This window comes from Rhodococcus sp. IEGM1339, assembly GCF_050321925.1.
Classification (GTDB): Bacteria; Actinomycetota; Actinomycetes; order Mycobacteriales; family Mycobacteriaceae; genus Rhodococcus; species Rhodococcus pyridinivorans.
Window position 1 is genome coordinate 76,013 of record NZ_JBNQFT010000007.1, and the last position, 18,354, is coordinate 94,366.

The 18,354-nt window shown below is 68.0% G+C and carries 13 protein-coding genes and 2 pseudogenes; 4 read left to right on the top strand and 11 right to left on the bottom strand.

Features of this window, described 5'->3' with window-relative positions; genetic code table 11:
• Positions 1-90: 90 nt before the first annotated feature.
• The 4 genes from ACQR3U_RS10060 to ACQR3U_RS10075 all read right to left on the bottom strand — a co-directional run bounded on the left by ACQR3U_RS10060 (position 91) and on the right by ACQR3U_RS10075 (position 2,167).
• Positions 91-690, bottom strand: coding sequence for a TetR family transcriptional regulator (locus ACQR3U_RS10060; protein WP_006552470.1), 600 nt, complete (start codon positions 688-690; stop codon positions 91-93).
• Positions 687-1,295, bottom strand: coding sequence for a recombination mediator RecR (gene recR / locus ACQR3U_RS10065; RefSeq protein ID WP_019290261.1), 609 nt, complete (start codon positions 1,293-1,295; stop codon positions 687-689). The genes ACQR3U_RS10060 and recR overlap by 4 nt, the downstream gene beginning before the upstream one ends.
• A gap of 9 nt (positions 1,296-1,304) precedes the next feature.
• The gene (locus ACQR3U_RS10070; protein ID WP_019290262.1) at positions 1,305-1,628 is read right to left on the bottom strand and encodes a YbaB/EbfC family nucleoid-associated protein; all 324 of its coding nucleotides are present in this window, start codon (positions 1,626-1,628) and stop codon (positions 1,305-1,307) included.
• A gap of 104 nt (positions 1,629-1,732) precedes the next feature.
• Positions 1,733-2,167 carry an SRPBCC family protein gene (locus tag ACQR3U_RS10075; RefSeq protein ID WP_026061346.1) on the bottom strand — a complete coding sequence of 145 codons (435 nt, stop codon included), beginning with the start codon at positions 2,165-2,167 and terminating at the stop codon, positions 1,733-1,735.
• Positions 2,168-2,315: 148 nt separating this feature from the next.
• On the opposite strand from ACQR3U_RS10075, the gene ACQR3U_RS10080 reads away from it, so the two are divergent.
• Both ACQR3U_RS10080 and ACQR3U_RS10085 read left to right on the top strand, forming a co-directional pair.
• The gene (locus ACQR3U_RS10080) at positions 2,316-3,776 is read left to right on the top strand and encodes an FAD-binding oxidoreductase (protein ID WP_230810449.1); all 1,461 of its coding nucleotides are present in this window, start codon (positions 2,316-2,318) and stop codon (positions 3,774-3,776) included.
• Positions 3,773-5,080 (top strand): class I SAM-dependent methyltransferase, encoded by a 1,308-nt coding sequence (locus tag ACQR3U_RS10085; protein ID WP_024102776.1) that lies wholly within the window; start codon positions 3,773-3,775, stop codon positions 5,078-5,080. Before ACQR3U_RS10080 ends, ACQR3U_RS10085 begins: the two co-directional genes overlap by 4 nt.
• A 93-nt stretch (positions 5,081-5,173) precedes the next feature.
• Here ACQR3U_RS10085 and ACQR3U_RS10090 read toward each other — a convergent pair whose 3' ends face one another.
• From ACQR3U_RS10090 to ACQR3U_RS10100, 3 genes and pseudogenes are all read right to left on the bottom strand, one after another.
• On the bottom strand, positions 5,174-7,321 hold the full coding sequence (locus ACQR3U_RS10090; protein WP_230810450.1) for a 3-hydroxyacyl-CoA dehydrogenase NAD-binding domain-containing protein: 2,148 nt from the start codon (positions 7,319-7,321) through the stop codon (positions 5,174-5,176).
• 23 nt (positions 7,322-7,344) lie between these two features.
• Positions 7,345-8,559 carry an acetyl-CoA C-acetyltransferase gene (locus tag ACQR3U_RS10095; protein ID WP_006552477.1) on the bottom strand — a complete coding sequence of 405 codons (1,215 nt, stop codon included), beginning with the start codon at positions 8,557-8,559 and terminating at the stop codon, positions 7,345-7,347.
• A gap of 677 nt (positions 8,560-9,236) precedes the next feature.
• Positions 9,237-10,199 (bottom strand): annotated as a pseudogene (locus ACQR3U_RS10100) (FAD-dependent oxidoreductase); the annotation flags it as partial.
• 55 nt (positions 10,200-10,254) lie between these two features.
• On the opposite strand from ACQR3U_RS10100, the gene ACQR3U_RS10105 reads away from it, so the two are divergent.
• Complete coding sequence (locus tag ACQR3U_RS10105; RefSeq protein ID WP_230810451.1) at positions 10,255-10,971, top strand: GntR family transcriptional regulator; 717 nt, start codon at positions 10,255-10,257, stop codon at positions 10,969-10,971.
• A gap of 8 nt (positions 10,972-10,979) precedes the next feature.
• On the opposite strand, the gene ACQR3U_RS10110 is transcribed toward ACQR3U_RS10105, so the two are convergent.
• From ACQR3U_RS10110 to ACQR3U_RS10120, 3 genes and pseudogenes are all read right to left on the bottom strand, one after another.
• On the bottom strand, positions 10,980-11,630 hold the full coding sequence (locus tag ACQR3U_RS10110; protein WP_230810452.1) for a response regulator transcription factor: 651 nt from the start codon (positions 11,628-11,630) through the stop codon (positions 10,980-10,982).
• On the bottom strand, positions 11,627-13,558 hold the full coding sequence (locus ACQR3U_RS10115) for a sensor histidine kinase (protein WP_230810453.1): 1,932 nt from the start codon (positions 13,556-13,558) through the stop codon (positions 11,627-11,629). Before ACQR3U_RS10115 ends, ACQR3U_RS10110 begins: the two co-directional genes overlap by 4 nt.
• 73 nt (positions 13,559-13,631) lie before the next feature.
• A pseudogene (locus tag ACQR3U_RS10120) lies at positions 13,632-14,324 on the bottom strand (hypothetical protein); the annotation flags it as partial.
• A gap of 623 nt (positions 14,325-14,947) precedes the next feature.
• Between ACQR3U_RS10120 and ACQR3U_RS10125 the strand changes: the two are divergent.
• Positions 14,948-16,546, top strand: a complete 1,599-nt coding sequence (locus ACQR3U_RS10125) for an FUSC family protein (protein ID WP_033097930.1) — start codon at positions 14,948-14,950, stop codon at positions 16,544-16,546.
• A 40-nt stretch (positions 16,547-16,586) separates the two neighbouring features.
• On the opposite strand, the gene ACQR3U_RS10130 is transcribed toward ACQR3U_RS10125, so the two are convergent.
• Positions 16,587-18,209 carry a hypothetical protein gene (locus tag ACQR3U_RS10130; protein ID WP_230810454.1) on the bottom strand — a complete coding sequence of 541 codons (1,623 nt, stop codon included), beginning with the start codon at positions 18,207-18,209 and terminating at the stop codon, positions 16,587-16,589.
• Positions 18,210-18,354: the final 145 nt, after the last annotated feature.

Below are 18,354 nucleotides of genomic sequence, written 5' to 3' on the forward strand. Positions count from 1 at the left end.
CCCCTCTCGCCAAACAGGTAAATAGCCGTTCACCACATTAGGTGAACGGCTATTTACCCTCAAGAGTAGTGACCAAGGTCATTCGTGCCGCTAAGAACCGTCTCCGTCGAGCAACCGCTGAACCAGCGGCGCGTACATGGCCACAACTTCCTCGACCGTGCCGGTCGCGCGCTCCTGCATCATGCGGCGCCGCATGATCGCCAACCCCATCACCGCCGACATCGCCAGCTCGGCCCGGAGACGGGCATCCGACCCCGGCAGCCGCGCGGCGAGCGCGTCGACCATCTGCGCGGAGTAGTTGTCGCGGAGCATGCGGTTGCTCTCCTCGCTGCCCCCGCTCATGAACAGGATGTTCATCGACAATGGCTTGTAGGGTTCGAGCGGGCGGGCGAGCATCGCGACCATCCGCTCCCCCAGGCTCTCGAGCGGCCCGTCGAACAGCACCTGCGCGCCGTACTGGAAGTCGACGAGCTCCTCGTACAACTGCTCCTTCGAGCCGAAGTACTTGATGATCAGCGGGGCGCTGACCCCCGCTTCCTCCGCGATGTCCTTGAGCGTGATGTCGCGGTAGGGGCGCGTCGCAAACGCCTTCCCCGCAGCCTCGATGATCAGCTTCCGGGTCTCGTCGGAAGTCCGGCGACGCTTCTCGGGCTCACCCCGGTGCGATGCCTCCGTGCTGCGCACGGTCACATCGCCCGCCTCCCCGACAACGCTCGCCCGAGCGTCAGCTCGTCGGCGAACTCGAGATCGCCGCCCATCGGCAGACCCGACGCGAGGCGGGTGACGCTCAGCCCCGGGAAGTCGCGCAGCATACGCACCAGATAGGTGGCCGTCGCCTCGCCCTCCGTATTGGGGTCGGTCGCGATGATCACCTCGGAGACGTCGACGCCGTCCTCCTGGTTGCCGATGCGGGTGAGCAGTTCGCGGATGTGCAGCTGGTCGGGGCCGACGCCGTTGAGCGGGTCGAGCGCACCACCGAGGACGTGATAGCGCCCCCGGAACTCCCGGGTGCGTTCGATCGCCTGCACGTCCTTCGGTTCCTCGACCACGCAGATCACCGTGCGGTCGCGGCGAGGATCGGAGCAGATGCGGCAACGCCGCTGGTCGGAGACCGTTCCGCAGACCTCGCAGAACTGCACGCCGTCGCGGATCCGCTGCAGCGCCGCCTGCAGGCGGTCGATCTCGGGCGGCTCGACCGAGAGCAGATGGAACGCGATGCGCTGGGCACTCTTCGGGCCGACGCCCGGAAGCTTGCCCAGCTCGTCGATGAGGTCCTGTACCGGTCCTTCGTACAACGCCGACCTCTAGAAACCGGGCAGGCCGGGGATTCCGCCGCCGAGCCCACCCGCGAGCGGACCGAGCTTCTCGGCCGCGATCTCCTGGGCCTTCGCCGAGGCGTCGGCGATCGCACCGACCACGAGATCCTGCAGGGTCTCGACGTCCTCGGGGTCGACGACCTTCGGATCGATCTTCACGGACACGACCTCGCCCGTGCCCTTCACCGTCGCCGTCACGAGGCCACCGCCGGCCTGGCCGGTGACCTCCGCCTGCGCCATCTCGTTCTGCGCAGCGACGAGTTGCTGCTGCATCTGCTGGGCCTGAGCGAGGAGTTGCTGCATGTCGGGCATTCCACCACCGGGTTGCACGGCACGTCCTTTCTGCACGTTTGTGATGCCAGCCTAGTCGCCGCGCATCGGGGTGGACACAGACGCCGAGGTCGACCGAACCGGGCTCAGTCGACTTCCTTCTTCAGGTTCTCGAGCACCTGCTGCTGGATCTTCTTCAGGCCGAGCGGCGCGAACGTCTTCTCGAAGAAGCCCTTGACGCCCCCGGCACCCTTCCACTGAGTGAGCACGACGACCGTCGAACCCGTCCCGTTCGGCACGACGCTGTAGGTCGTCACGAGCGTCGAGTTCGCGTCCGTCTCCGTGACGGTACTGCCCTTCACCGACACGGTGGCCTGCACGTCGCGCTGACGCTTCTCCGTGGCCTGGAGGATCCAGTGCACGACGGTGCCGTCGCCGCGACCACCGGAGATCACGCGGTAGTCGCGGTAGTGCTCGGTGAGGATGCGCGGGCGCACGGTCTCGTAGTCGGCCAGGGCGGTGAGCACCGCCTCGGGAGCTGCCGCCAACTGGATCGAACTGCTTGCGCTGACCTGTGCCATGAACGACTCCTTCTGCTTCTTCCGCGCTGATGCGGGCTCGAATGTGCCTGTGACGACAGCATCCATCCTGCCCTGCGCGTTCCGGGACGGATGCGACCGCCGGGTCTATTGTGGACGTGCCACTGATGCGCCGCTCCGGAGGAGTCGAATGCAGATGCCGAGATCGTCAGGTGTCAAGGTCCCGTACGGGGAGGCGGTACACCGCCAGGGTGTAGACCGCCTGCTGCGCTCGTACAGCGCGATTCCGGCCGACGCGCCCGTGCGACTCGCGAAGAAGACGTCGAACCTCTTCCGGGCACGCGCCGCGGCGAACGCGCCGGGGCTCGACGTCTCCGGTCTCGGCGGTGTCATCTCCGTCGACCCGCAGGCCCGCACCGCCGACGTCGCCGGCATGTGCACCTACGAGGACCTCGTCGACGCGACCCTGCCCTACGGCCTCGCACCGTTGGTCGTCCCGCAGCTGAAGACGATCACGCTCGGCGGCGCCGTCACCGGGCTCGGCATCGAGTCGACGTCCTTCCGCAACGGCCTCCCCCACGAGTCCGTGCTCGAGATGGACATCCTGACCGGGTCCGGCGAGATCATCACGGCCCGCCCGGAGGGTGAGCACGCCGATCTGTTCCACGGCTTCCCCAACTCGTACGGTTCGCTCGGGTACGCCACGCGCCTGCGCATCGCACTCGAACCGGTGAAACGTTTCGTCGCACTGCGTCACCTGCGTTTCGACACGATCGCCGATCTGCAGTCCGCCCTCGCGCGGATCGTCGACGAACGGACCTGGGACGGCACACCGGTCGACTATCTCGACGGTGTCGTCTTCTCCGCAGCCGAGAGCTACCTGACGCTCGGCACACAGACCGACGAGCCGGGTCCCGTCAGCGATTACACCGGGCAGGACATCTACTACCGGTCGATCCAGCACGTCTCCGTCAACCGCCCCAAGGAGGATCGGCTCACGATCCGCGACTATCTGTGGCGGTGGGACACCGACTGGTTCTGGTGCTCACGCGCGTTCGGCGCCCAGAACCCGAAGATCCGCCGGATGTGGCCGAAGCAGTTGCTGCGCAGCAGTTTCTACTGGAAGCTCATCGCGCTCGACCACAAGTATTCGGTGGCAGACCGGATCGAGGCACGCAAGGGCAATCCACCCCGCGAGCGCGTCGTGCAGGACATCGAGGTTCCGCTCGAACGCACGCAGGAGTTCGTCGAGTGGTTCCTCGACGAAATTCCCATCGAGCCGATCTGGTTGTGCCCCTTGAAGTTGCGCGACATCGAGTCGTCCCCGGACGCCGGCCGTCCGAGCACCTCGGACGCCCAGCGTCCCTGGCCGCTGTACCCGCTCGAGCCGAAGCGCGCCTATGTGAACGTCGGGTTCTGGTCGTCCGTTCCCATCGTGCCCGGCGCCGAGGAGGGCGCCGCCAACCGGCTGATCGAGAAGAAGGTCGCCGAACTCGACGGGCACAAATCGCTCTACTCGGACTCCTACTACTCGAAGGACGAGTTCGAGAAGCTCTATTACGGCGGCGGTGAATACCCCGCTCTCAAGCAGAAATACGACCCTCGGTCCCGTCTACTGGACCTGTTTTCGAAGGCGGTGCAACGAAAGTGACCATATTCAAGACCGAGAACGATCGGTCCACCGAGGACAAGCTCGCACTCGCCCAGATCGTGGAGATCGTGACCGGCGGCGACATGCCGTTGCGCTTCACGGCCTACGACGGATCGGCGGCCGGTCCCGAGGACTCTCCCTACGGTCTACATCTCGCGTCGCCCAAGGGCGCGACGTACATCGCCACGGCCCCCGGCGATCTGGGTATGGCACGGGCGTACATCTCGGGCGATCTCCAGGCGAAGGGAGTGCATCCCGGCAACCCCTACGAGTTGCTCGCCTCGCTCGGCGACCTGCACTTCGAGCGTCCCCCGGCACGTATCCTCGCGCAGATCGCCCGGTCGCTCGGCACCGAACTGCTCAAGCCGATCGCACCGCCGCCGCAGGAGCACCTGCCGCGCTGGCGCCGCATCGCCGAGGGTCTGCGGCACTCGAAATCGCGCGACGCCGAGGTCATCCATCACCACTACGACGTGTCCAACGAGTTCTACGAGTACGTTCTCGGCCCCTCGATGACGTACACCTGCGCCGTCTTCGAATCCGAGAATCAGAGCCTCGAGGACGCCCAGGAGAACAAGTACCGTCTGGTCTTCGAGAAGCTGCGGTTGAAGCCGGGCGACCGCCTGCTCGACATCGGTTGCGGCTGGGGCGGGATGGTGCGTTACGCCGCTCGGCGCGGTGTGAAGGCCCTCGGCGTGACGCTCTCCAAGGAGCAGGCCGAATGGGCGCAGAAGGCCATCGTCGAGGAGGGCCTGAGCGACCTGGCGGAGGTCCGGCACTCCGACTACCGCGACGTGCCCGAGGAAGGATTCGACGCCATCTCGTCGATCGGCCTGACCGAGCACATCGGTGTCGCCAACTATCCGGCCTACTTCCGGTTCCTCCACGGCAAACTGCGGGTGGGCGGTCTGCTGCTCAACCACTGCATCACCCGGCCGACCAACAACACCCGCGCCAAGGCCGGCGGGTTCATCGACCGGTACGTCTTCCCCGACGGGGAGCTCACCGGTTCGGGTCGCATCATCACCGAGGCGCAGAACATCGGCTTCGAGGTGATGCACGAGGAGAATCTGCGCGAGCACTACGCCCTGACGCTGAAGGGCTGGTGCGAGTACCTCGAGAAGCACTGGCAGGCCTGCGTCGCCGAGGTCGGTGAGGGCACGGCCCGCCTGTGGGGCCTGTACATGGCAGGCTCGCGCCTCGGCTTCGAACGCAACGTGGTCCAGCTGCACCAGGTGCTCGCGGTCAAGCTCGGCGACGACAAGAAGCCGCAGACGCCGCTGCGCCCCTGGTGGGTCGCCTAGCCGACCCCATCGGCACGAAAACAGAAGAGCGCGAACGGGAAGGGCTCCCGACGCCGTGGCGTCGGGAGCCCTTCCGTGCAACCGTCGTGTGCGTCAGCTGCGCAGCGACGCCGGCGGGTTGAAGCGCTCGCCGTACTTGGCGGCGAGTTCCTCGGCGCGCTTGACGAAGCCTTCCTTGCCACCCGGGTAGCCGACGATGTACTGAGCGACACCACCGGTCCAGGCCGGGAAGCCGATGCCGAAGATCGAGCCGATGTTGGCGTCGGCGGTGGTCTCGAGAACACCCTCGTCGAAGCACTTCTGGGTCTCGATCGCCTCGGCGAAGAGCATGCGGTCGATCAGATCCTGCAGCGGCACATCGAGGGTCGCCTCGGTCTTGAAGTGATCGCGCACACCCTGCCAGATGCCCTGACGCTTGCCGTTCTCGTCGTACTCGTAGAAGCCGGCCTTCTCGAGACGACCCGGACGACCCTGCTCGACCATCCAGTCGACCACGTCGAGTGCGGGATGACGCGTGGTGCCGAGCTTGGTGTCGCCCTGCTTGGCGGCCTCCTCGGATTCCTTCGCGATCTTCTGCATGAGCTTCATGTTCAGCTCGTCGGTCAGCTGCAGCGGCGGAGCCGGGTAACCCGCCTGCGAACCGGCCTGCTCGATGGTCGCGGGCTCGATGCCCTCGCCGAGCATGGCGATGGCCTCGTTGACGAAGGTGCCGATCACACGCGAGGTGAAGAAGCCGCGACTGTCGTTGACGACGATCGGAGTCTTGCGGATCGCGAGCGTGTAGTCGAACACGCGGGCCAGGGCCTCGTCGGAGGTCTTCTCACCCTTGATGATCTCGACCAGAGGCATCTTGTCGACCGGCGAGAAGAAGTGGATACCGATGAAGTCCTCGGGACGCTTGACGCCGGTCGCGAGACCGGTGATGGGCAGCGTCGAGGTGTTCGAGCCGAGCAGCGCGTCGGGATCGACGATGTCTTCGATCTCCTGGAACACCTTGTGCTTGAGCTCGGTGTTCTCGAACACTGCCTCGATGACGAAGTCGACGCCCGCGAAGTCGGCGGGGTCGGCCGTCGGCGTGATGCGGTCGAGCAGAGCCTTCGACTTCTCCTCGGTGGTCTTGCCACGCGAGAGAGCCTTCGTCTCGATCTTCTCCGAGTAGTTCTTGCCACGCTCGGCGGCCTCGAGGGTGACGTCCTTGAGGACGACCTCGTAACCGGCCTTGGCGGAGACGTAGGCGATGCCGGCGCCCATCATGCCCGCACCGAGAACGCCGAGCTTCTTGATCTCGCGCTTCGGCACGTCCTTCGGACGCGAAGCGCCCGAGTTGATGGACTGCATGTCGAAGAAGAACGCCTGGATCATGTTCTTCGCGACCTGGCCGGTGGCGAGTTCGACGAAGTACCGCGACTCGATGGTCGACGCATTGTCGAAGTCCACCTGCGAGCCCTCGACGGCGGCGGCCATGATGGCGCGCGGAGCCGGCATCGGGGCGCCCTTGATCTGCTTGCGCAGGTTCGCGGGGAAGGCCGGAAGGTTCGCGGCGAAGGCCGGGCTGGAAGGGGTGCCGCCGGGGATCTTGTAGCCCTTGACATCCCACGGCTGGATGCCGCCCTCGGGGTTGGCCTTGATCCATTCCTTGGCGGCCGGAACGAGTTCCTCGACGCTACCCACGACGTCGTGGACCAGGCCGATCTCCTTGGCCTTGACCGCGTTGTACTTGTTGCCCTGCAGCAGAACCGAGAGCAGCGCCGTCTGGATGCCGAGCAGGCGCACGGTGCGGGTGATGCCACCGCCACCGGGGAGCAGGCCGAGGCTGACCTCGGGCAGACCGATCTGCACGCCCTTGACATCGGCAGCGATGCGGCGATGCGTCGCGAGGGCGATTTCGAGGCCGCCACCGAGAGCCGCGCCGTTGATGGCGGCGACGACGGGCTTACCGAGGGTCTCGAGACGACGCAGGTCGGCCTTGATGCCCTGAACCTCGTCGAACGCGACCTGCGCGTCGTCGGGGCCGATCGCGATGATGTTGCGCAGGTCGCCGCCGGCGAAGAAGGTCTTCTTCGCGGAGGTGATCACCACACCGGTGATGGAGTCCTGCTCCTCGTACAGACGGTCGACGGTGGCCTTCATCGACGCCTTGTACAGCTCGTTCATCGTGTTGGCGCCCTGGTTCGGATCGTCGAGTGTCAGCACAACGATGCCGTCGGCGTCCTTATCCCAGGAAATCATGTTGTCGCTCACTGTTTTTCGAATTCCTTCCGGTGTCAGACGCGCTCGATGATGGTGGCCACACCCATGCCGCCACCGATGCACAGGGTGACGAGGGCGCGCTTGGCTCCGCGGCGCTCGAGCTCGTCGATCATGGTGCCGGTGATCATGGCACCGGTGGCGCCGAGCGGGTGGCCCATCGCGATGGCGCCGCCGTTGACGTTGAGCTTCTCGTCCGGGATGTTCAGGTCCTTCTGGAACTTCAGGACGACGGAGGCGAACGCCTCGTTGATCTCGAACAGGTCGATGTCGTCGACCGTCAGGCCCGCCGAAGCGAGAACCTTGTGCGCGGCCGGCGTGGGGCCGGTGAGCATGATCGTCGAGTCGGCACCGGAGGTGGCCGTGGCGACGACGCGGGCACGCGGGGTCAGACCGAGGTCCTTGCCGGCCTGCTCGGAACCGACGAGCACGAGTGCCGCGCCGTCGACGATGCCCGAGCTGTTGCCGCCGTGGTGGACGTGATCGATCTTCTCGACGAAGTGGTACTTCTGCTGCGCCACGGCGTCGAAGCCGCCCATCTCACCGATGGTCGCGAACGACGGCTGCAGCTTGGCCAGACCCTCGAGGGTCGTGTCCGGACGCATGTGCTCGTCCTGATCGAGGATGGTCAGGCCGTTCTGGTCCTTGACCGGCACGACCGACTTGGAGAAGTAGCCGCCCGACCAGGCTGCCGCCGCGAGCTGCTGCGAACGCAGTGCGTAGGCGTCGACGTCCTCGCGGGTGAAGCCCTCGATGGTCGCGATGAGATCGGCGGAGATGCCCTGGGGAACCAGGTAGCTGTCGTAGTTGGTGGCGGGATCGAGCATCCACGCGCCACCGTCGGAGCCCATGGAGACACGCGACATGGACTCGACGCCGCCGGCGAGAACGAGCTCGTCCCAGCCGGAGCGGACCTTCTGCGCAGCCATGTTGACGGCCTCGAGGCCCGACGCGCAGAACCGGTTGATCTGCACGCCGCCCGTGGTGGCCGGCAGGTTCGCGATGGTGACAGCGGTGCGGGCGATGTCGGCACCCTGATCGCCGACGGGGCTGACGACACCGAGGATCAGATCGGAGATACGGTTCTCGTCGAGATCGGGGAATCGAACACGCAGCTCGTCGATCAGGCCCGTAACCAGGGAGATCGGCTTGACGGAGTGCAAAGAGCCCGTCTTCTTGCCTCGGCCGCGTGGTGTTCGGATGGCTTCATAGATGAATGCCTCGGTGGTCACAGTGCGCAGGTTCCTTCCCGTGCTTGCGGAGCGACGGCACCCACGGCCCTGCAGAGGGCCGCCGTGCCCAACCTCTCCTACGGTAGAAGCGGGCACCCCTCGGCCGTAAGGACCGAAGCGATCGGTGTCCGTGACCGAACCGAACGTCCGCAAACCCCTTACGGGACCACCGCCGCCCGCAGGCGCGGCGCCGCATACAGGACTTCTCGCAGCGCATCGAGGGGGACGGGGGTGCCGACGAGCCCGCGAGCACCAGGCGCCCGCCCACATCGAGGCGGACACCAGCGACGCGATCGCATCCGCCGAACCCGAGAAGTCGAGAGCGATATCGGCAGGACCACCGTCGTCGAGAACCGCGCCGAACCGGTCGGCGCGTGCCGCGTGCTGCGGGTCGGTGTCCATGATCATGACGTCGGCGCCGGCTTCGGCACACATGGCGACCGCCGTGACGCCGAGCATCCCGGCACCGCACACCACGACCCTGCGGCCGTCGAGATCGCCGGCCGTCTCAACCACCGCGACAGCCGTCGCGGTCGCACACGAGGCCGGAGCTGCGACGACGTCGGGCACCGCGGCCGGCACGGGCACGGTCGTCACGCCCGCGGGTAGCACGATGTACTCGGAGTAGGTACCCACGTCGCCCTGGTCGACGAATCGGGGCGTCCGGTTCCGGGATGTCAGAGGCCGAGCAGGTCGGCGGTCTCCTCGCCGAGATAGAGGCCGAGGGTCATACCGCGGCCACCCGGGCCGGCGACGACCCATACGTCTTCGTCGGCCTTCGCGCGGTGCACGAGCGCGTGGGGTCGATGCACTGGCTGTACACACCGGCCCAGAGCGCCGGACGACGCGCGGCAGTCGGCGGCCGAGGAACTCCTCCGTCACTGCGACGAGGTGGTCGTAGGGTTCTTCGTCGACGTCGAAGTCGAACGGTTCGTCGTAGGCGTGGGTGTCGCCGATGGTGAGGCCGCCGTGCAGACGCTGGACGCACAGCAACTGCATGCGATGCTGCGCGGCGACGGGTCGTTGCTCCTCGGAGGCGGTGAGCTCGTCGAGGGCGGTACCGGCGAATCCCGGGTAGTAGCGCAGGCTGTCGCAGTCGGCGATCGACGTGGTGAGGTCTTCGCCGAGCGGTGCGGTCTGCATCATCTGCAGCCGGACCCTGCGCAATGGCAGGTCGCGGGCGAGGCCACCGAGTGTCGCGCCGGGACAGACGAGAACGAGGTCGGTCTCGTGCACGGTGCCGTGGTCGTCGCGCACTGCACGGTCCCGCGGGCCGTGCGGGAGACGTCCCGGGCCTCTGTGGACAGCAGGAACAGGTAGCGGCCCGAGATGGCGAGATGTTGCCGGATCGCCGGGAGCGCGATGCGGGATTCGACGGCAGCGTCCGTGCTGCAGTGCAGTGCCGCGAGGAAGTTACCGCGTAGCGCGGGGTTACGGCGGCGCGTCTCGTCCGCATCGAGCAGGGCGAATCCTCGTCGCTGCGCGTCGTCGCGTGCGACCGCTTCCTCCGCGACGGCGACCCCGGCGGCGGTGCGCGGCAGCGTCAGCGTCAGCGAACCGTTCGCGCGGAAACCGACGTCGGGAACGCGGGCGCCGAGGTCCTCCCACAGCTCGCGGGACCGCAGGGTTAGGGCCGGTTCGTCGAACTCCCGGTGAAACAGTTGGTGTAGAACGGAATTCGGTTACGCTGGATGTGTGGCCACCGTCGTTCGCGAAGCGCGCACCCTCAAGCACCAGATCGTGCGCCGCCAGGTCGAGTGCCTCCTCGACCAGCTCAGTGTGGGAGATCAGGTCCCCTCCGAACGCGATCTCGCCACCCGGTTCGACGTCGCCCGCGAAACCGTCCGCCAGGCACTGCGAGAACTGCTCGTCGACGGCCGCATCGAACGGCGGCGCCGCAGCACCGTCGTCGCCGGCCCGAAGATCGTCCAGCCCCTCGTCATCGGTTCCTATACCGAAGCCGCCCTGCTCGAAGGGCGCAGCGCTGGGCGTGTGCTCGTCGCGTGGACCGACCTCGTCGCCGACGACGAACTGGCCTGCCGCCTCGGTCTCGAACCCGGCGATCCCGTCCTCGAACTCGAACGTGTCCTGCTCACCGACGGAGTGCATGTCGGACTCGAACGCACGCGCCTTCCCGCACACCGCTTTCCGGATCTGCGCCGGACGCTCGATCCGTCGTCGTCGCTGTACGCCGCGATCCGTTCCTACGGGATCGCGTTCGCGCGGGCGGTCGAGCGGATCGAGACCACGCTGCCGGACGCGCGCGAGGCGGCGCTGCTCGACGCCGACACCCGCACACCGATGCTGCTGCTCGAGCGGATCTCCTACGACGAGAACGACGTCCCGATCGAGCATCGCCGGTCGCTCTACCGCGGCGACCGGATGTCGTTCGTCACGACCGTCACTCCCTGAGCAGCAGGTCAGTCGACACCCAGGCCTGCTTCCCGCGCACGGACGATCGCGCTCGCCCGGTCGGCTGCACCGATCTTGCCGAGGATGTTGGACACGTGGTTGCGCACCGTCTTCTGGCTGAGCACGAGTCGGCGGGAGATCGCGGCGTTGTCGAGTCCGCGGGCCACGAGGTCGAGGATCTCCCGCTCCCGTCCGGTCAGATACGGGAAAACCGCCGACGTGTTGCGGGAGTTCGCGACCGCCGCAAGGGCTTTCGCCGCGACTGCCGCACCGACGATCATCTCACGGTCGGCCACGGCCCGGATCGCCCGTTCGACCCCCGACGGATCGGCCCCTTTGACGAGATAACCCGAGGCACCGGCACGGATGGAGGCGATGAGGATGTCCTCGTCCTCGTGCATCGTGACCATCAGGATGCGGGTGCCCGGCGACTTCCGGAGGATGCTGCGGGTCGCGTCGATCCCCGATCCGTCGCCGAGTTCGATGTCCATGAGCACGGCGTCGACATCGCCGGTCACGACCTCGAGGGCCTCCCCCACCGAACTCGCCTGGCACACGACATCGATCCCGTCGAGAGTGCCCAGCAGTGCCGCCATACCGAGGCGGAAGACGGGATGGTCGTCGACGACCGCAACGCGTATCGCTCCGTTGTCGCTCATGATTCGGACCAGGGTAGCCGCGCCCGCACCACGACACCGCGCGGGTCGCCGGGTTCGATGCCCACCGTTCCGCCGACCTCCCGGGCCCGTTCCCGCATGCTCTGCGTCCCCACACCGATTCGTGCGTCGGTCGCGAGTCCTCGCCCGTCGTCGACGATGTCGAGGGCCAGCACGTCGCCCTCCGCCGCGACCCGCACCGTGCATTCGTCGGCACCGGAATGCCGTCGCGCGTTGATGACCGCCTCGGAGGCGATGCCGTAGGCGGCCCACGCGATCGGCCCGGACATCCCGGCGGGGAGGTCGGACCGCAGGTCGACGCGGAATCCCGCGCGGGCGTGGGTGATCACGAGTTCATCGAGTGCGGCGGTGAGGCCGAGTTCGTCGAGAACCGGGGGCAGCAGACTGCGCGAGAGCTCGCGGACACCGTCGACTTGCCGATCGAGTTCGCGGAGCAGTTCGTCGACGAGTCCGGCCGCGGCGTCCGGGTCGGTGGTGACGAGATTGCGTGCGCCCTGCAGGCCGAGCCGCACCCCGGCGAGCGACGGGCCGAGACCGTCGTGCAGTTCGCGGCGGATGGTGCGGCGTTCCTCGAGTCTCACCTCGGTGAGGCGGCGACGCGCGTCTTCGAGGTCCTCCGCCGACCGCAGGACGACGAGTCCGGCGTCGACGACGGTCGCGAGTTCGGTGAGCGCCCGCCGGCTGCGTGCCCCGAGCGATTCGCCCGGAGGTGCGGTGACGGCGAGGGCGGCGTCGCCGTTACCGACCGGAACCTCCTCGACGGGTCCGGTCGCGGTCCCCCAGCGTGCGATCACGTCGCCACCGCGGCGCACCTCGACCGATTCGAGACGCAGTGCGGTGCCGATTCCGGCGGCGAGTTCGCCCAACAGCAGGTCGGGCGAATCGGCACCGGCGAAGTGCCGCCCGAGGATCCGGACGGCGCGTGCCGGGTCGACGCCGTCGCCGTAGACGAGGCGGTGCACCTTCCGGCCGAGCCACATCCGCACCGGCTGCACGGCCAGGGCGACGGCGGTGGCGGCGACCGCCTGGGCGAAGACCGATTCGTTCGGGAGCACCAGCGACACCGCGACCGTCACCGCGAGATAGGAGGTGACGAGCACGGCGGTGAGACTGCCGGCGAGCGCGGCGCGACCCACCGCGAGGTCGATGCCCCAGAGTCGTTGGCGCAGCACGACGGCGAGGATCGCGACGGGATAGAAGGCCTGCGTCGCGAGGTGGAGCAGCGGTGTGAGCATCCACGGCACGTCCGGGACCGCCAACGGGATGTACGAGGCTGTCATCAGGGCACTGCCGAGCGCGAGCCATCCCGTCCCGGATCGTTCGCCCGCCGAGGCGTGACGGCGACGCCACTCGACGTGCCCGGAGGTCAGGAAACCCACGGCCACAACGGGTCCGACGAACCAGATGTCGGCGATGTCGGTGAAGGTGCGCGCCCAGAAGAACCAGGCGATCGTCAGGACACCGACGCCGATCCCGGCCCGCACCACGGGATCGGCCGGACGGTCGCGGACGAGCCACGGCACCACCAGGAACAACGCGAGTGTCCCGGGGATCCAGGTGGTGTTCTGCAGCGGACCGAGGAATCCGACGGGCAGTTCGGGGCGGACGAGGGCGAGCTGGGTCCAGCTGTAGGACATCGCTGCCACACCGACGCCGATCGACGCGACGGCGAGCAGGATCGGCACGGCGTGGACCCGGCGGGCGAGGATCACCCCGGCGACCGTCCCGTAGACGGCGGCTCCGACGACGTCGACGAGGAAGAACAGCTGGTCGGAATCGAGCGCGGGCCGTGCCGCGACGAACACGACGACGGCCGCCACGGCGAGCAGCCAGGAGACGACGGCCACGACGGCGGCGGGTACCGGAGCCCCGGTACCCGCCGATCCGGTCGTCGTGACGGTGTCCTTCATGGTGCGGTGAGTATGCACCGCCGTGTCCTTGACGCGGCAGGTATACGCCGCTGGGTCGCTCGCAGTGGCACTGACGTGCACGCCGGTCCGCGAGGGCGAAGCCGACTCCGGCCACCAGCACCCACACCGGGCCGGTGAAGCCTGCCATGTACTGCAGTGGGGAGATGCCGAGGAGCAGTGTCAGACCACCGAGGACGATGCTCGCCCAACCGATCCACCGGGGCGCCGCGCGGTGATGCAGGACCGCGACCGCGACCGCGACGCCGCTGACACCGGCACCGACCCACAGCCATGGGATGGTGCCCATCCAATGCGAGGCGAAGACCGCCACCTCGGGCACCATCTGATCGGTGTTGCCGAGGCCGAACAGCAACTCGGTGTCGAGTCCGGTGCCCATGAGGGTCGCGACCGAGGTGAGCACGAGACCGAATGCCGCGACCGTCGGCACGAGGCTGAATTCCGGAGTGCCTGCGCGCAGTCGACGCTGCAGTCCGGCGGCGAAGACGAGCAGCAGCGTCGTCGACACCATCAGCGTCAGGTGCATGACGAGCATGGGCGTGCGCTGCCCGGCGAACTCGGTCATGATCGCCGCCGCGTTGCCGGCGGTGCGCTCGTTGTATGCCGCGCTCATCGCCATGCTCGCCTGGATGCCCACGACGCCGGCGAGGCCGGCGACCGCACCCGTCCACGCCCAGAGCGAACCGGGGCCACGACGATCGGGAGCGATCGGCGCGAGGGGTTCGGTCTCGGTGCCGAGAGTGTTCATGAAGGTCCCTTCGGATCGATGCGACGCCCTGCGCGTCGTAAAGGAACGATCCGGTGCCCGATGTCCCGGGTGGAAGGGACGACTGTCCCGACCTTCCGGGATCGCCGCCGGCGTCCCTCGTCGGGCAGACGTCGTGCACCTACCACAACCGAGGGGAGGTTGTGTGCGATTCTCCCGACGGAAACGCACACAACCTCCCCCACGACCGAGGATGCCGATGCGGATATTTCCGCGGGCTGCCGGATCCGCGTCGCCCCGAATTCACTCAGGGATTTCGGGTGCGACGCTCGTCCGCCGAATGAAGAGCGGCGACGGACGCGAAGGCCGCAGCCAGTACCAGTAACAACAACACAACATTGAGTGCCATGGAATGTCCTTTCACGGGGCCGGGTGAATTTCTCCCGACTTCGAAACAGGCGCTCCCCTCTTCTATCCTATTTACGAGAAATATGCGAGTCGACGCATTTTCCACCGGCGAATTCGATACGTTCGCAATTCGCACGCCGCGGAATTCCGGGTCGGATATTCCGTGGGGAAATGCGGCGGATCAGCCCAGTGACCTGCGCCTCATGCGCGCCTGCCGGCGGTAAGCAGTGCCCCGTCGGTTCCTAGGGTGGTACGACGTGGCGGAAGCGAGCGGAGATCATCGGGTCGTCGACCTTCCGCTGCCCACCCCCGCCCCGTTGCGGACGGCGATGCTGTCGGTTCCCCGGCAAGGACGCCGGTGGCCCGGCGCCGCGCGCGCAGCCGCCACGGTCGCGGTGCCCGGTCTCGTGGGCGTCGCTCTCGGATTCGGCGCCGTCTCCGCGATCGCCACACTCGGCGCTTTCGCCGTCGTCTACGGCGAGCAACGCCCCTATCGCGTCCGTGCCCGAGCGGTCGCCGTCATCGGGACGGTGCTCGTGACACTGGCGACGATCGGCGCCCTAGCAGGTTCGGTCGTCCACCACGAACTGGCCGCGGGCGGGTCGGCGTGGTGGTACCTGGTGGTCGTCGCGGCGATGACCGCGACCGTCGCGGTGTGCGCCTTCGTCGTCGACGCCCTGCGGATGGGTGCGCCCGGCGCCTTCCTGATGTTGCTGTCCCTCGAGATCGCATCCGCTCTCCCCGCGCTGGGAGTGTCCGTCCCGACGGTCTCGGCGTGGACCGCGATCGGCGCCGGAACGGCCGTCGTGGCCTCCATGTCCGGTGCCCCGTTCCGGCCGCGAACCCCGGAACGCACCGCCGTGGCCGCGGCGGTCGCTGCCGTCGACGCGGTCTTCGAGGAGAACTCACCCGGCAATCGCCGCGCCGCGGTCCACGATCTGCACGCGGCCTGGCAGTGCCTGCACGACGCCGGACTCATCGATTCGGGGCATCCGCTGGAGCAGACGCTGCGCGCGGCGCACCTCCGATGCGCGGAGACACTGGACGAGCGTCCGCGGGACGAGGCAGTTCCCGAGGACGATCTGCGACTGCGGACCCCGCTGCGACGCCCCTCCGTGCGGTACCGCCTCGCGCGCGCCGCGCACCTGCGCAGCCGGTCGGCGACGATCGCGGTGCGCCTGCTCGTCGCGGGACCTCTCGCCGGGACGATCGCCATCGCGCTGGGCGTCGGACGTCCCGACTGGGCGGTCATCACGGCCGCGATGATCCTGCATCAGGGACCGGATCGGATCCTCGGCTCCTACCGGGCGGCGCACCGCTTCCTCGGCACCGTGCTCGGACTCGTCCTGGTGGCCTGCCTGACGCCTTTCCATCCCGGTGGTGTCGCCCTCGTCGTGGTGCTGGCCGCGGTGATGGCCGGCACGGAGATGTTCCTGGTGCGGAACTACGGCCTGGCGATGGTCTTCATCACCCCGCTCGTCGTCGTCCTCGGCGGGTTGGGTGCCCCCGGCGATCTGGTGACGGTCGCGCGCGACCGCTTCCTCGAGACCGTTGTCGGCGTCCTCGTCGCGCTCGCGGTGCTGTGGGGCGTACTTCCCCGGGCCCACCGTCGCGTCCTCGACTTCGCCGACGGCCGCGTCCGCGACGCCGTCACGAGAATCGCCGCGTCGACAGACGTCCGCGAGCTGCCCGAACTGCGCCGCGACCTCGAGTTCGACCTGCACGCCTCCACCACCGCGGCCGTCATCGCCGCGCACACCGAGCCGGCGTGGACCCGGGAACGCTGGATCGAGCACCGCCGTCTCCACGAACTCGGCTACCGGATCCTGACCCTCCCGGAACGACCGGGCCCCTGAAGCAGGGACCCGGTCGCTTCCGTCGGAATACGCGCCGTCGTCAGAACACCAGGACTGCGAAGACGGTCGAGAGGATCAGCCCCGCCATCACCGGCAGGAAGCACTTGCGGGCGAGATCGAGCACGGGCACCCGGGCGAAACCGGCCACCGCGACCAGCGAGGACCAGGCGATGATGACGCCGCCACCGGACCAGATGTTGCCCATCTGACCGATCGCCGCGAGCGTCGAGGGGTCGACGTCGACGGCCGGTCCGAGAGCACCCGACAGCGCACCGGTGAGGGGCAGTCCGCTGAATCCGGACCCGTCGAGCCCGGCGACGAGGCCGATGAGCAGGATGCCGAAGGACGTGATGAAGGCGTTCTGCGGAAGGTGCGACTGCACCGTGGTCACGAGGTCGAACAGGATAGCCGGGCCTGCGGCGTCGGCGGAGATGCCGAGGATCGGTCCCGCGAACTCCGGATTGCCGATGAAGAAGAAGCCGGCGATCGGGAGGACGCAGCCCATGGCCTTGAAGGCGAAGACCAGGCCGTCGACGAGATGGTCCGAGGTGGTCTCGAGGAAACCTCCGCGGTCGGTCGACGCTGCGGCGGCGAACAGGATCAGCGCTGCGATCCCACCCACGATCGCGGCGGCGTCACCACCCTGCAGTGGCGGCACGACCTCGGTGAACTTGCCCAGCATCAAGTAGACGATGAACGCGAGGTAGGCGAGCGGCACGAGCATCGCGAACGCCTTCGCGGTACCGCGGCGTTCCTTCTCCGCCGCGGAGTCGGGGTCGGCGATCGGGTCGGACGGCGCCACGAGCACCGCCGTGGCCGTCGCCGCCTGCTCTCCGCCGCCGCTGGGGCCACCGGCGGGTTCCGGCCGACGCGGAGGACGGGAGCCACCCCCGTCGCCCGAGGAGTCGTCACGGGTCTCGCCGATGCCGCGGTCGGCTGTGTCACCGATGCCGCGGTCGGCTGTGTCACCGATGCCGCGGTCGGCTGCGGCCTCCCACTCGACGAGGAGGTCGGGGGACGGTGCACGCCAATGCCGCTTCTGCACGAGGTAGGTGATCAGCAGAGCCGTGCCGCCGACGATCAGGGACAGGACCATGGCTTTGTCCGCCACGGCGTCGGCCTCGACGCCGGCCGCCGATGCGGAGATACCGGGCGCCACCTTGATGATGTAGTCCGAGGACAGCGCCATGCCCTGGCCGCAGATCGCGATGACCATGCCCACCGACAGCGGGGACATGCCCGCGCGGATCGCGACGGGGATGAGCACCGCGCCGACGAGGGGCACGGCCGGGGTGGGCCAGAAGAACAGGGAGATCACGTAGGTGACCGCGGCGAGGACGAGGAAGCTGCTGGTGCCCGCACGCATGACCCGCCGGAACGGCGCGACCATCATCCGGTCGGCGCCGAGCTGGCGCAGCGCGCCGAGCATGGCCGTGACCATCGCGATGATGAGGAAGATGTTGAACAGTTCCTTCGCCGCGACGAGGCTCGCATTGAAGATGGCCGACAGTCCCGTGACGATGCTGCCGGAGAACGTCAGTGCGGTCAGGAAGGTTGCGACGACTGCAGGAACGACGATGTTCTTCCGCAGGGCCATGGTGGCCAGGATGACGAGGATGCCGGCCAGGTAGACCCAGTGCGCGGCGGTGAGTTGTACGTCCAAGGCGATTCCTTCGACAGGGGGTGGAACGAGTCGGGCTGTGTTCGTGGACGGTGAATGGGAACTCGATGTATTGGGGGAACTTTCCGCTACGGCCCGTGCTCGGTCAACGAGAACGGTGCACAGTGCCCGCCACGCTAGTTGTGCA